The sequence below is a fragment of the Erwinia wuhanensis genome (genome assembly GCF_030484085.1).
GTDB lineage: Bacteria > Pseudomonadota > Gammaproteobacteria > Enterobacterales > Enterobacteriaceae > Erwinia > Erwinia aeris.
Map to the genome: position 1 here is coordinate 50,038 of NZ_JAUJUH010000006.1, position 13,940 is coordinate 63,977.

12 protein-coding genes are annotated in these 13,940 nt (G+C 54.6%); 5 read left to right on the forward strand and 7 right to left on the reverse strand.

Features of this window, described 5'->3' with window-relative positions; translation table 11 throughout:
• Positions 1-106: 106 nt before the first annotated feature.
• Positions 107-1,420, forward strand: a complete 1,314-nt coding sequence (locus tag QZH36_RS15020; protein WP_125289191.1) for an NCS2 family permease — start codon at positions 107-109, stop codon at positions 1,418-1,420.
• 36 nt (positions 1,421-1,456) lie between these two features.
• Here QZH36_RS15020 and QZH36_RS15025 read toward each other — a convergent pair whose 3' ends face one another.
• A complete protein-coding gene (locus tag QZH36_RS15025; protein WP_301251585.1) occupies positions 1,457-2,188 on the reverse strand; it encodes a 4'-phosphopantetheinyl transferase family protein in 732 nt (243 codons plus the stop codon).
• A gap of 409 nt (positions 2,189-2,597) precedes the next feature.
• Between QZH36_RS15025 and QZH36_RS15030 the strand changes: the two genes are divergently transcribed.
• Positions 2,598-3,896, forward strand: coding sequence for an HlyD family secretion protein (locus tag QZH36_RS15030; RefSeq protein WP_301251584.1), 1,299 nt, complete (start codon positions 2,598-2,600; stop codon positions 3,894-3,896).
• Positions 3,877-5,973, forward strand: coding sequence for a peptidase domain-containing ABC transporter (locus tag QZH36_RS15035; protein WP_301730564.1), 2,097 nt, complete (start codon positions 3,877-3,879; stop codon positions 5,971-5,973). Before QZH36_RS15030 ends, QZH36_RS15035 begins: the two co-directional genes overlap by 20 nt.
• Before the next feature lie 47 nt (positions 5,974-6,020).
• Here the strand turns inward: QZH36_RS15035 and QZH36_RS15040 are convergent, their stop codons facing one another.
• The 6 genes from QZH36_RS15040 to rpmH all read right to left on the reverse strand — a co-directional run bounded on the left by QZH36_RS15040 (position 6,021) and on the right by rpmH (position 10,829).
• Complete coding sequence (locus QZH36_RS15040) at positions 6,021-6,599, reverse strand: hypothetical protein (protein ID WP_253456791.1); 579 nt, start codon at positions 6,597-6,599, stop codon at positions 6,021-6,023.
• 389 nt (positions 6,600-6,988) lie between these two features.
• Positions 6,989-8,353, reverse strand: a complete 1,365-nt coding sequence (mnmE, locus tag QZH36_RS15045; RefSeq protein WP_253456788.1) for a tRNA uridine-5-carboxymethylaminomethyl(34) synthesis GTPase MnmE — start codon at positions 8,351-8,353, stop codon at positions 6,989-6,991.
• 91 nt (positions 8,354-8,444) lie between these two features.
• On the reverse strand, positions 8,445-10,088 hold the full coding sequence (yidC, locus tag QZH36_RS15050; protein ID WP_125289196.1) for a membrane protein insertase YidC: 1,644 nt from the start codon (positions 10,086-10,088) through the stop codon (positions 8,445-8,447).
• Between the two features lie 11 nt (positions 10,089-10,099).
• Positions 10,100-10,348: a membrane protein insertion efficiency factor YidD gene (gene yidD, locus QZH36_RS15055; protein WP_125289197.1), complete on the reverse strand. Its 249-nt coding sequence runs from the start codon at positions 10,346-10,348 to the stop codon at positions 10,100-10,102.
• The gene (rnpA, locus tag QZH36_RS15060) at positions 10,312-10,671 is read right to left on the reverse strand and encodes a ribonuclease P protein component (protein ID WP_125289198.1); all 360 of its coding nucleotides are present in this window, start codon (positions 10,669-10,671) and stop codon (positions 10,312-10,314) included. Before rnpA ends, yidD begins: the two co-directional genes overlap by 37 nt.
• Positions 10,672-10,688: 17 nt before the next feature.
• The gene (gene rpmH / locus QZH36_RS15065) at positions 10,689-10,829 is read right to left on the reverse strand and encodes a 50S ribosomal protein L34 (RefSeq protein WP_003849659.1); all 141 of its coding nucleotides are present in this window, start codon (positions 10,827-10,829) and stop codon (positions 10,689-10,691) included.
• A gap of 603 nt (positions 10,830-11,432) precedes the next feature.
• Here rpmH and dnaA point away from each other — a divergent pair.
• On the forward strand, positions 11,433-12,818 hold the full coding sequence (dnaA, locus tag QZH36_RS15070; protein WP_253456786.1) for a chromosomal replication initiator protein DnaA: 1,386 nt from the start codon (positions 11,433-11,435) through the stop codon (positions 12,816-12,818).
• A 4-nt stretch (positions 12,819-12,822) separates the two neighbouring features.
• Positions 12,823-13,923 carry a DNA polymerase III subunit beta gene (gene dnaN, locus QZH36_RS15075; protein WP_253456783.1) on the forward strand — a complete coding sequence of 367 codons (1,101 nt, stop codon included), beginning with the start codon at positions 12,823-12,825 and terminating at the stop codon, positions 13,921-13,923.
• The last annotated feature ends 17 nt before the right edge of the window (positions 13,924-13,940 follow it).

Consider the following 13,940-nt stretch of genomic DNA (forward strand, 5'->3'; position numbering starts at 1 on the left):
CTAACAAGGCGCAATCGGTTGCGAAAAAACTCCGGCGCCGTCTGGCAAATTAAAATTTATCGTTTAGGATAGCCGACGATAACTTTTCTCCGTTTTGGAATCTTATATGAACAACTCAGGTCTACTGCAGCGGATCTTCAAACTACAGGAACACGGCACGACGGTGCGTACGGAAGTGATTGCCGGTTTTACCACCTTCCTGACCATGGTCTATATCGTGTTCGTGAATCCGCAGATCCTCGGCGTGGCGGGCATGAATACCCAGGCGGTATTCGTGACGACCTGCCTGATCGCCGCCGGAGGCAGTATTCTGATGGGGCTGGTCGCCAACCTGCCGGTAGCGCTTGCGCCCGCAATGGGCCTGAACGCCTTTTTTGCTTTCGTGGTCGTCGGCGCAATGGGCGTCTCCTGGCAGACCGGCATGGGCGCCATCTTCTGGGGCGCCGTAGGGCTGCTGTTGCTGACCCTTTTCCGCATTCGCTACTGGATGATTTCCAATATCCCGGTCAGCCTGCGCGTGGGTATTACTGCCGGTATTGGCCTGTTTATCGCGATGATCGGCCTGAAAAACGCCGGGATCGTGGTGCCCAATAAAGAAACGCTGGTGGCGGTAGGCGATCTGACCTCCCACAGCGTCCTGCTGGGCGCGCTGGGCTTCTTTATTATTGCCGTGCTGGCTTCCCGCAATATTCATATTGCAGTGCTGGTTTCCATTGTGGTGACTACGCTGATCGGCCTGGCGCTGGGCGACGTGAAGTATGGCGGCGTGTTCTCTATGCCTACGGGCATTACGTCCATTCTGGGCGAAGTCGATCTGAAAGGGTCGCTGAACGTCGGCATGGCGGGGATCATCTTCTCCTTTATGTTGGTAAACCTGTTTGACTCTTCTGGCACGCTGATTGGCGTAACGGATAAAGCGGGCCTGACCGATGAAAAAGGCACGTTTCCGCGCATGAAGCAGGCGCTTTACGTCGACAGCATCAGTTCGGTAGCGGGCGCTTACATCGGTACTTCTTCCGTTACCGCCTATATCGAAAGCTCCTCCGGCGTTTCTATTGGCGGACGCACGGGCCTGGTGGCCGTGGTGACGGGCGTGCTGTTCCTGCTGGTGATGTTCCTGTCGCCGCTGGCGGGCATGGTGCCGGCTTACGCTGCCGCAGGCGCGCTGATCTACGTGGGCGTGCTGATGACCTCCAGCCTGGCGCGCGTCAAGTGGGATGACCTGACCGAAGCGGTTCCGGCCTTTGTCACCACCGTGATGATGCCGTTCAGTTTTTCTATTACCGAAGGGATTGCGCTGGGCTTTATTTCTTACTGCGTGATGAAACTGGGCACGGGCCGCTGGCGTGAAATTTCGCCGTGCGTCATCGTCGTGGCGATCCTGTTTGTGTTAAAAATTGTCTTTATCGACGCGCACTAATCTGAACGGGCCGCTGGCCCGTTTTTTTTGGCCGCGCTAAAGCGCGATTGCTTTTTCCGGCGGCAGGCTCACCAGCCGCAGCGCGCGCGGCCCCATCTTCTGTCCCGTGGCTGGAATATCCTGCAGGCCTTTCCAGCGCGCGTTGTCCACTTCCCACAGCGAGAGCCGCTCACAGCCCGATGAATGGGCGCAAGACCAGATAATCAGCGGCTCAACGTCGGAAAAGGCTTCTGTTTGCGGCTGCAACAGCGAGCGTAGGCGCCCGGACGCGGGATGCAGTCTCAGCGAATCTTTTTCCGGGTTATCGGACAGCTTTAGTATGCTTTGCCGCATCGTCCAGAGCTGGGTGGCCGCCTCATCGGGATCGGTCTGGGCCAGTATCCAGGCTTTTTCGGCCGGAGAAATTTCACGTGAATATCGCTCCAGCGTCTGGCGGCTGTGGGCGCGGACGATTTCCATATCCAGCCCGACGCTGCCGTCTTCTCCGGCCAGCAGTACGCCAACGATATTGCCTGCGTAGGCGATGCTGAAATCGGGCAGCTGCGGATCGGCAAAGTGGGGACGTCCGTTTGGTGAGAGCCGGATTTCAGGCAGCGGCGAAATGCCATAAAGGCGCAGCAGCATTTCCGCCAGCAGCATACGGGCCACCAGAAAGCGCGTCCGCCGTCTTTCCGGTAGGTTACTGGCGCTTTCTGTTATCTGTTGAGAAAGTTGGTGTACCGGGACGCGGGTATCCGTCAGGATCCAGCGTGCGAAATGGCTGGCCATCTGTCGCTCCGTGAAAATGGGTGAAAACGCGTTATTATTGTAAGAATTTTCTTAGCGCGTGACACGTAACTTTCCCGTTTTACCTCTAAATTAGGATTAATATTAACGAATGCGCGTGTGGTTCTCATCGTCAATATTCTTTTTACATGGCTTTTTAATATCTTCATTGTCTTATTTAAGTTTAATAATTTCCTGTAATGCCAATATATAATTGCTAAAGGGAGTGCAGAAGAATTCCAATAAATTAGTGTAGTAGAATTAAATATTGTTGTTATTTTCAATTTTAAATTGAAGTTGATTGTCGTACGGGAAATAGTGTACTTTCCTCTGCCAGGCACGGAAGGCCGGATTTTATTCACTTCATCAGTAAGTGCTAATAAATCTTTTATAATCAAACGCTAAGAATGTTATGGAAAATAAACCTTTATTTCGCATGGAAGCGGTGCAGCATCTGAAGACGAAATGGCTGGGTAAGGCGTTGTTAACCTCCGGCTATCCCGCCTGGGCCGTCGCTCTGGCGTCAATGCTGTTCTTTATTTTGCTGCTGATGTTTATTCTTTACGGCACCTTTACCCGCCGAATTAACGTCAACGGCGAGGTGATCTCGTTGCCGCACGCCATCACCATCCTTGCACCACAGCAGGGGTTTATTACCAAAACCTGGGCTGAAACCGGGCAGCGCGTAAAAAAGGGCGATCGGCTTTATCAAATCGACGTCAGCCGGATTACCTTGACCGGCAACGTCAGCGTCCGTTCGATCGCTGCGATTAATCAACAGATTGCGCTATCGGAAACGATTATCGCCCGGCTTCAGAAAAACAAAGCGGCCACGCTGAAGAATTTGCAGCATCAGCTGGCGCAGTACCAGGCGGCGCATCAAAAATCGCAGACGCTGATTTTTGAAGCCGGAAACGGCCTGAGCGAAATGCGGAAAAGCATGACGAGTTACGGTGATTACTTACGTAAGGGTTTGATTAACAAAGAGCAGTTTGCCAATCAGCGCTATCTTTTTTATCAGCAGCAGAATGCCTGGCAGAGCCTGAATACGCAGGTTATTCAGGAAGCTTTGCAGATTAGCAGCCTGGAGAGCGAGCTGCTGACCAGGGGGATCGAATATGACAACCAGATTTCGCAATATCAGGCGCAGCGCAGCGATCTGATGCGCCAGCTGGCGGAGGTGGACGCCAGCGGCACGCTGTTTATTACCGCGCCGAGCGACGGCAAAATTGAAAATATGAGCGTGACGGAAGGGCAAATGGTCAGCCCTGGCGACAGCCTGGCCCAGCTGACGCCCGCCAGCAGCAACCGTTATTACCTGATGCTGTGGCTGCCCAACACCAGCATGCCCTATGTCCATCCTGGCGACGCCATCAACCTGCGTTATGAAGCGTTCCCCTTCGAGAAATATGGCCAGTTTCCGGGCCGCATCCTGTCCATTTCCAACGTGCCGGCTTCCTATCAGGAAATGGGCAAGTACAACACGCTTCCGCGCACCGACGGCGTCATCGAACCCTATTACAAGGTAATCGTGTCGCTTGAAGAGAGCCGCTTCAGCTATCAGGGCAAGCCCCTGGCGCTCTCCAGCGGCATGAAAGCGCAGGCCACGCTGTTTCTGGAAAAACGGCCTCTCTGGCAGTGGATGCTGTCGCCTTACTATGACCTCAAAAAAAGCATTAGCGGGCCTGTAAATGAACGATCCTCTGTTTGACACTCTCCTGCGTCGGCTGAATTTCAGCTTTCGGCGCAAAGTGCCGGTCGTGTTGCAAACCGAAGCGGCAGAATGCGGCCTGGCCTGTCTGGTCATGGCCTGCCGCTATCACGGCATGGATATTGACCTGTTTAATTTGCGCAGCCGATTTGGCATCTCTTCACATGGCGCTACGCTGGCCGTGCTGATCGACATCGGCAGGCAGCTGAAGCTGAAAACGCGACCGCTGGCGCTGGATCTGGACGAGCTGAAACAGCTGAAAACGCCCTGTCTGCTGCACTGGGATATGAGCCACTTCGTGGTGCTGGTTGCCGTTAAAGGCTCGCGCTTTATCCTGCACGATCCGGCCTTTGGCCGGCGTGTTGTCGGGCTGGCGGAAATGTCCCAGCACTTTTCCGGCGTGGCGCTGGAAGTTTGGCCAGACAGCGAGTTCTCCCGCATTAAACAACGCAGCAGCCTGAGCTTTACCACGATGATGAAAAACGTCAGCGGGCTGCCGGGCTTCCTGGCCAAAATCTTCTGCCTTTCGCTGGTGATAGAAGCGGTTAACCTGCTGATGCCGGTAGGAACGCAGCTGGTGATGGATCATGTGATTATCGCGGAAGACCACGATTTGCTGTCGCTGATCTGTATCGGGCTACTGGGCTTTATCCTGTTCCGCGCCTTCGTCAGTATGCTGCGCGCCTGGACATCGCTGGTGATGGGATCGCTGATCGACGTACAGTGGAAAGCGGGCATGTTCGATCATTTGCTTAATCTGCCGCTCAACTATTTTGAGAAGCGCAAGCTTGGCGATATTCAGTCCCGCTTTGGCTCGCTGGACGTGATCCGCAACACGTTAACCAGCAGCCTGGTGAACGGCATTATCGACTCGCTGATGTCGATTGGCGTGTTTATCATGATGTTCCTGTACGGCGGCTGGCTGGTATGGGTCGTGCTGGGCTTTACGGCGCTGTATATGCTGCTGCGCCTGGCGACCTGGCAGCGCTATCGGCAGGCGCAGGAAGAGCAGATTGTGAAAGGCGCGCGGGCCAGCTCGCATTTTATGGAAAGCCTTTACGGCATCGGCACGTTAAAAGCGCTGGGCATAACCGCCAAGCGAGCGCAGTTCTGGCTGAATCTGAATATCGACACCACCAACGCTAATATTCGCCTGACCCGACTCGATCTGCTGTTTGGCGGCGTAAACACGTTTATCAGCACCATCGACCAGGTTGTGATCCTGTGGCTTGGCGCCTCAATGGTGATCGATGGTCAAATGACGCTGGGTATGTTTGTCGCCTTTAACGCCTATCGCGGCCAGTTTTCCGACCGGGCCGCCAGCCTGATCAATATGGTGCTACAGCTGAAAATGCTGACGCTGCACAGCGACAGGGTAGCGGACATCGTCTTTACCGACGCGGAAGAAAGCCAGCCGGGCCGGGCGCTGGTCGCCTCGGGCGAACCGGCCAGCTTTGAGGCGCGCGGCGTCACCTATCAGTATGACAAACTGTCGAAACCGATTTTCAGCGGGCTGAATATCATCGTCGAGGCCGGCGAGAGCGTGGCGATTGTCGGGCCTTCCGGCATTGGCAAAACCACGCTGATGAAGGTCATGTCCGGCCTGCTGGCGCCTGCCGAGGGCGAAATCCTGATCAACGGCCTGAATATCAACAATATCGGGCTGAATAACTATCGGGAATGTATCGCCTGCGTATTGCAGGAAGACAAGCTGTTTGCCGGATCCATCGCTGAGAACATCGCCAGCTTTGACGGCGAGAAGGATATGGAGCGTATTATCCGCTGCGCCATGGACTGCAATATTCATGAGGAAATTAGCGCGATGCCGATGGGCTACGAGACGCTGATTAGCGAGCTGGGCGGCAGCCTGTCGGGCGGCCAGAAGCAGCGCTTGCTGATTGCCAGAGCTTTATATCGACGGCCCAACATCCTGTTTCTGGATGAGGCGACCAGCCATCTGGATCTGGCTAACGAGGCGCATATCAATGCTTCCGTGGCGGCGCTGAAAATCACCCGAATCTTTATCGCGCACCGGCCTTCGACTATCGCCAGCGCGGACAGGGTGATTGAGCTGTAAGCTTTAGCAAAAAACGCCTGTAATTACAGGCGTTTTCTATGTTGCCCTTATTCTAAGGTAATCGCTTTTTTGATGTTATTGACCTGAAACTGCAAATCTGTGCCGGGGATTTTAGACCCGACAGCAAACGGATTAACATAGTTTCTCAACGCCGAATAGGGCGCTGTTGACATAGCGGTTCTGACAATTTTAAAGGGAACGGAAAGTTCAACCTCCGTATAGGTACCCACTGTGCCGCCGCTGGTATAGGCATAGGTAGAAACTTTTTTCCCCGTAGGGATATTAACGGGGGCTGCTCCCGGCTCGGTATCGCCGTAGCCAACATAAATGGTCAGCCCATACCCCAACTCGCCTGCAGCATTACGTTTGAAGTAGACTTCCGCGTCTTGCCCATACTGCTTAAGCTGATCTAACGCACAATTAAATTTTACGTCCATTTTTCCGCTATAGATTACGGTGTCGACAGGCGTATCTGCCGATAATTTCAAGCCTAATGTTTTTAAATTAAGCGCTGTTATCGTACTCGAATTTTTACAATTTAGCGTCGTGTCATCAGCTGCACAGGCCGTCATAGTAACAGAGCAAAAAAATAGTGCGGCCAAGCCATTAATGAAGGTTTTTTTCATGAGGATTGTCCTTAATATATCATATGGAAAATTTATCTTTATTTGTAAGGTGTTTTTAACTTATTCTTCCCTATAAAATACAGCCTCCTTTCTTTATGAATCTTCTATGTAATTCATTGTTTTTATTGTATAAATACAATAAAAATATTAATTTCTTTCTTTATATTAATAAATTATCCCGGCAGTATCTCACCGCTTTGTCTGGTCTGAATGCATAAGTGAAGCTGATGCAATAATAATTACTTTAACGCTAAAAAATTGCGACATTCGTCTGAGTAATGGTAAAAAATTATTCTATCTTAATGAGTGAAAGTAAAAAGATATAAGTTCATGTGGGAGTGAAATATAAATAAAAACGGTGCCCACAGCAGGAGCACCATTTTAAATGATTATTTACCAATACAAAAACTGGAGAAAATCCGTCCCAGCAGATCGTCGGAGGTGAACTCGCCGGTGATCTCGCTTAACGCCTGCTGCGCGACGCGCAGCTCTTCCGCCAGCAGCTCGCCCGCTTTGGCGCCCAGCAGCTGCTCTTTGCCCTGAAGTAAGTGAACGGCCGCTAACTCCAGCGCCTGAAGATGGCGACGGCGCGCCAGGAAGCCGCCTTCGGTATTGCCTGCAAAGCCCATCGTTTCCTTCAGATGCTCGCGCAGCACCTCAACACCTTCACCCGTACGCGCGGAGAGACGAATAAGTGAGTGATCGTTTACTTGCGTCAGCCCCAGCGTTTCGCCTGTAACATCCGCTTTGTTGCGTACTACGGTAATCGGCAGGCTGGCCGGCAGACGGGCGATAAAGTCCGGCCAGATTTCCGCCGGTTCGGTCGCGCCGGTGGTGGTGCCGTCAACCATAAACAGCACGCGGTCGGCCTGCTCAATTTCATGCCAGGCGCGCTCAATACCGATCCTTTCCACCTCGTCACTGGCTTCGCGCAGCCCGGCGGTATCGATAATATGCAGCGGCATCCCGTCGATATGGATATGCTCACGCAGCACGTCACGCGTGGTACCAGCAATGTCGGTAACGATGGCCGCTTCACGGCCCGCCAGCGCGTTGAGCAGGCTGGATTTCCCGGCGTTGGGGCGGCCGGCAATCACCACCTTCATGCCTTCGCGCAGCAGGCTGCCCTGACGCGCTTCGGCACGCACGCTGTCCAGATCGGCTATCACCTGATTCAGCTGGGCTTCGATTTTGCCGTCCGAGAGGAAATCAATCTCCTCGTCGGGAAAATCAATCGCCGCTTCCACGTAGATGCGCAGGTGAGTAAGTGCTTCCACCAGCGTGTTGACGCGTAGCGAAAAAGCGCCCTGAAGCGAGTTCAGCGCCGAGCGTGCCGCCTGCTCCGAACTGGCGTCAATCAGATCGGCAATAGCCTCCGCCTGCGCCAGATCGAGCTTGTCGTTAAGGAAGGCGCGCTCGGAGAACTCGCCGGGACGAGCGATACGCACGCCGGGAATAGCCACAATGCGCTTCAGCAGCAGATCCAGAATTACCGGCCCGCCGTGGCCCTGCAGCTCCAGCACGTCTTCGCCGGTAAAGGAATTCGGGCCGGGGAACCAGAGCGCAATTCCCTGATCCAGCGTGGTGCTATCGGCGTCGCGGAAGGGCAGATAGTCGGCGTAGCGGGGCTTCGGCAGCTTGCCCAGCAGCGCCTGGGCCACCTCGGCGGCTTTGGGGCCGGAAACGCGCAGAATACCCACGCCACCGCGGCCTGGCGGCGTCGCCTGGGCGACGATAGTCTCGCTATGACTCATGTTCGACTCTCTTTTTAAGGCAAAAAAATAAGGCGGTCAGTTGACCGCCTTATGATAACCCTTGTCCGCGCCGTTGGCGACGGGACGTCGGTTAAGCTTTTTTCTTGTCGCGGCTGTGCAGACCGCGTTTTTCCAGCCCGCGGTAGATCAGCTGCTGCTGCAGAATGGTCACCAGGTTGCTGACGATGTAGTACAGCACCAGACCAGACGGGAACCACAGGAAGAACACGGTGAAGATAACCGGCATAAAGGTCATGATCTTCTGCTGCATCGGGTCGGTCACGGTGGTCGGCGACATCTTCTGAATGAAGAACATCGTCACGCCCATCAGGATCGGCAGGATGTAGTACGGGTCCTGAGCAGAAAGGTCATGGATCCACAGCGCGAACGGCGCATGACGCAGCTCGATAGAGCCCATCAGCATGTAGTACAGCGCAAGGAAGATCGGCATCTGGATAACCAGCGGCAGACAGCCGCCCAGCGGATTCACCTTCTCTGCTTTATACAGCGCCATCATTTCCTGGCTCATGCGCTGCTTGTCGTCGCCTAAGCGCTCGCGCATCGCCTGAATCTTCGGCTGCAGCATACGCATCTTAGCCATCGAGGTGTACTGCGCTTTGGTCAGCGGGTACATGATGCCGCGCACGATAAAGGTGATGACGATAATGGAGAAGCCCCAGTTACCGATAAAGCTGTGCAGGAACTTCAGCAGCTTAAACAGCGGCTGAGAGATAAACCACAGCCAGCCGTAGTCCACGGTCAGATCCAGGTGTGGGGCGATAGCCGCCATTTTATCCTGAATTTCCGGGCCAACCCACAGCGTGGCGTTGAGGTTCTGCTGCGCGCCTGCCGCAACGGAAACCGGCGTAGACTTGTAGCCTACCGCAGCGATGCCGTTACCCAGATTGCTGGTGTACAGCGTGTTGGCGCCGTTGGTGCGCGGCACCCAGGCGGTAGCGAAGTACTGCTGCAGCATCGCCACCCAACCGTTGTTGGTATTGACGCTCAGGTTTTCGTTATCGCTGATTTTATCGAACTTGTACTTCTCGTAGTTGGTCTCACTGCTGGAGTAAGCCGCGCCACGGAAGGTGTGCAATGCAAAGTTATTGCTGCCGGTATCGCGATGCTTAGGCAGATCGATAGTCTGCTTCAGCTGGCCGAACATCGCCACTTCCAGCGGCTGCTGGGTAGTGTTGTTGATCTGGTAATCGACGTCGATGGCAAACTCGCCGCGCTTCAGCACGAAGGTTTTGGTATAGGTCGCGCCGTTTTCCGCCGTAAAGGTCATTGGAATACGCAGCTCGCTCGCGCCGTCAGCCAGCTCAAAGCTGTCCTGGGTCGTGGTGTAAAGCGGGCGGGCGCCGTTGGCCGGGTTATCCGGGCCGTTGCGTCCGGTCAGGCCGCTTTGTGCCTGATAGAGAAAGCCTGGCGAGGTTTCCAGCAGCTGGAAAGGCTGTGAAGAACCCAGTTTGTCCGGGTAAGTCAGCAGCTGCGCCTGCTCAATATCGCCACCGCGAGTATTGATCTGTAAAGACAGGACGTCAGTCTTAACGGTGATCGTTTTGCCCTGGCCGCTGGCGGGTACACCCTGGTTTGCGGCATCACCGGCTGCTGTCGTGTTTTGCGTGGTCTGGGTTTGCTGCGGCTGCGGAGCATGGTCCGTCTGCCAGGTCTGCCAGATCATAAAAGACACGAACAGAAAAGCGATGAGAAAAAGATTGCGTTGCGAATCCATCGTTAATGTTCTCAGTTATCGTCGGTTTTTGGCGGCACCGGATCGTCACCACCCGGGTTCAAAGGGTGGCATTTTAATACGCGTTTCATCGTCAACCAACTGCCTTTTACCACACCAAACCTGCGCAATGCCTCAATACCGTATTGCGAACAGGTTGGGTGGAAACGACAGTGGGGTCCTAAAAGCGGGCTGATCGCGCGTTGATAAACGCGGATCAGCGCAATCAGGAGCCGCGAGCCAGGCGACAGTGACGACGCCACATCTTCTCCAACGCTTCCATCAGCGCACGGTTATCCAGATCGGCCACGCCTTTTTTCGCCACCACTACAAAATCCATAGCGGGCAGGTCGTGCTGACGCAGACGAAAGCTTTCGCGGGTCAATCGCTTGATCCGGTTGCGTTCATGTGCGCGCTTAACATGTTTTTTGGCGACGGTAAGACCGATGCGGGGATGCCCCAGCGAGTTAAGGCGGCCGAGGATGGTGATTTGCGGCGTACCGGCTCTTTGTGGCTGCTGGAAGACGAAAGTGAAATGAGTGGGAGTTAACAAACGTAACTCCCTGGGAAATGCGAGCTTAACCACTCAGCGGTTAGCTTTTATTACTTAGAAACGGTCAGACGTGAACGGCCTTTAGCACGACGACGTGCCAGAACCTGACGACCATTTTTTGTTGCCATACGAGCACGGAAACCATGTGAACGGTTGCGCTTCAGTACGGACGGTTGAAAAGTGCGTTTCATGGCGATTTCTACCTAAACTTGGAAAATTTCACTTAGTGACGCGCTTGAAAGGTCCGAAAACCAACCGACGCCTCAGTGTATCTTTAATAAAGAGGCGGGATTGTAATAATTGTACAGTCCGGAGTCAATTTACTTCGCTTTTAAAGGCGCGTCTGGATATCCCGTTCGACCGCAAAACCAGCCGGTACGGGCCAGAGCGCAACACGCCGGGGCACGAATTATACGGCCTCTGTCGTAAAGCGCAAGGATCGTTCAGGATCTTCCGCCGATCTTATTGCAAGCGCGTTGCGTAAATAACGTGACGGCGCCTTAAATTTTCATCTTATGCGCAGGATCCTGAATGTCTTTTGAGCGCGAACGAGTAAACTTGTCCCTGCGCGCTTTGCCCTGTGGATAAATTGGAACAAAACTGTGTAGAAAGTGAAGATCTCTGCTGCGCTTTGCGCTATGATCCGCCCTTCCGTTAGCGATCCTTCGGGTCAGTCAGCGGCGGAGAAACCGCGGACAGCGGTTCGTATGTGCGTCATCTGCATGCGTCAACAATGATGAATTTATCGCTTCAGCGCCTTTTTTCTTATCGAATATTTTCGAGTGGAGTCCGCCGTGTCACTTACGCTTTGGCAACAGTGTCTTGCCCGTTTGCAGGATGAACTACCTGCCACCGAATTCAGCATGTGGATACGTCCGCTCCAGGCTGAATTGAACGACAACACCCTGGCCCTGTATGCACCAAACCGCTTTGTGCTCGACTGGGTTCGTGACAAATACCTTAACAATATCAATGCGCTGCTTAATGACTTTTGCGGCGCCGATGTGCCGCTGCTGCGCTTTGAAGTCGGCAGCAAGCCGGTAACGCGTCCGGTCAGCCAGCCGGTGATGAGCAGCGCCAGCGCGCCGCCGCCGATGAACCGACCGGCACCGGTACGTCCAAGCTGGGACAGCATGCCTGCGCCTGCGGAACTGTCGTATCGTTCAAACGTGAACACCAAGCATAACTTCGATAACTTCGTTGAAGGTAAATCGAACCAGCTGGCGCGTGCGGCCGCTCGTCAGGTCGCCGACAACCCCGGCGGCGCCTATAACCCTCTGTTCCTCTATGGCGGCACTGGCCTGGGGAAAACTCACCTGCTGCATGCTGTGGGTAACGGCATTATGGCGCGCAAGCCCAACGCCAAAGTGGTCTATATGCACTCGGAACGTTTTGTGCAGGACATGGTGAAGGCGCTGCAAAACAACGCCATTGAAGAATTTAAGCGCTACTACCGTTCGGTAGACGCGCTGCTGATCGATGATATTCAGTTTTTCGCCAACAAGGAGCGCTCGCAGGAGGAGTTTTTCCACACCTTCAACGCGCTGCTGGAAGGCAATCAGCAGATCATCCTGACGTCGGATCGCTATCCTAAAGAGATCAACGGCGTCGAAGATCGTCTGAAATCCCGCTTTGGCTGGGGCCTGACGGTGGCGATCGAGCCGCCAGAGCTGGAAACCCGCGTGGCTATCCTGATGAAAAAGGCGGATGAAAACGATATTCGCCTGCCGGGCGAGGTCGCCTTCTTTATTGCCAAGCGCCTGCGGTCCAACGTGCGTGAGCTGGAAGGCGCGCTGAACCGCGTGATCGCCAACGCCAACTTTACCGGCCGCGCCATCACCATCGACTTTGTGCGTGAAGCGCTGCGCGATCTGCTGGCGCTGCAGGAAAAGCTGGTCACCATCGATAATATCCAGAAGACGGTGGCGGAATATTACAAGATTAAGGTAGCCGACCTGCTTTCCAAGCGGCGTTCGCGCTCCGTCGCGCGTCCTCGCCAGATGGCGATGGCGATGGCGAAAGAGCTGACCAACCACAGCTTGCCGGAAATCGGCGACGCTTTCGGGGGTCGTGACCATACTACGGTGCTGCACGCCTGTCGCAAGATCGAGCAGCTGCGTGAAGAGAGTCACGATATTAAAGAAGATTTCTCAAATCTAATCAGAACATTATCTTCCTGACGCTATGAAATTTATTGTTGAACGTGAGCAGTTACTTAAACCTTTACAGCAGGTCAGCAGCCCGCTGGGCGGCCGGCCGACGCTGCCGATCCTCGGCAACCTGCTTTTACAGGTTAACGACGGCAGCCTGCTGCTGACGGGAACGGACTTAGAGATGGAAATGGTGGCCCGCGTCGCGTTGACGCAGGATCACGAGCCGGGCGCGACCACCGTGCCCGCGCGTAAATTTTTCGATATCTGCCGCGGTCTGCCTGAAGGCGCAGAGATCACGGTGATCCTGGATGGCGAAAGAATGCTGGTGCGCTCCGGCCGCAGCCGCTTCTCGCTTTCCACGCTGCCGGCCAGCGACTTCCCGAACCTGGACGACTGGCAAAGCGAGGTGGAATTCACGCTGCCGCAGGCCACGATGAAGCGCCTGATCGAAGCCACCCAGTTTTCTATGGCCCATCAGGACGTACGCTACTACCTGAACGGGATGCTGTTTGAAACGGAAGGCGAAGAGCTGCGCACCGTCGCCACCGACGGCCACCGTCTGGCGGTTTGCTCGATGCCGGTAGGCCAGTCGCTGCCCAATCATTCGGTGATCGTGCCGCGTAAGGGCGTGATTGAGCTGGTGCGCCTGCTGGACGGCGGCGAGACGCCGTTACAGGTGCAGATCGGCAGCAACAATATTCGCGCGCACGTCGGCGACTTTATCTTCACCTCCAAGCTGGTGGATGGCCGCTTCCCGGACTATCGTCGCGTGCTGCCGAAAAACCCGGACAAAACGCTGGATGCCGGCTGCGATCTGCTGAAGCAGGCTTTTTCGCGCGCGGCAATCCTCTCTAACGAGAAGTTCCGTGGCGTTCGCCTGTATATCAGCGAAAACCAGCTGAAAATCACCGCCAACAACCCGGAACAGGAAGAAGCGGAAGAGATCCTGGACGTCACTTATGGCGGCACCGATCTCGAAATCGGCTTTAACGTCAGCTACGTGCTGGACGTGCTTAACGCGCTGAAGTGCGAAAACGTACGTCTGCTGCTGACCGACTCCGTTTCCAGCGTGCAGATTGAAGACGCGGCCAGCCAGTCGGCGGCCTATGTCGTCATGCCAATGCGTTTGTAGTAAAATTATCGGGCTGA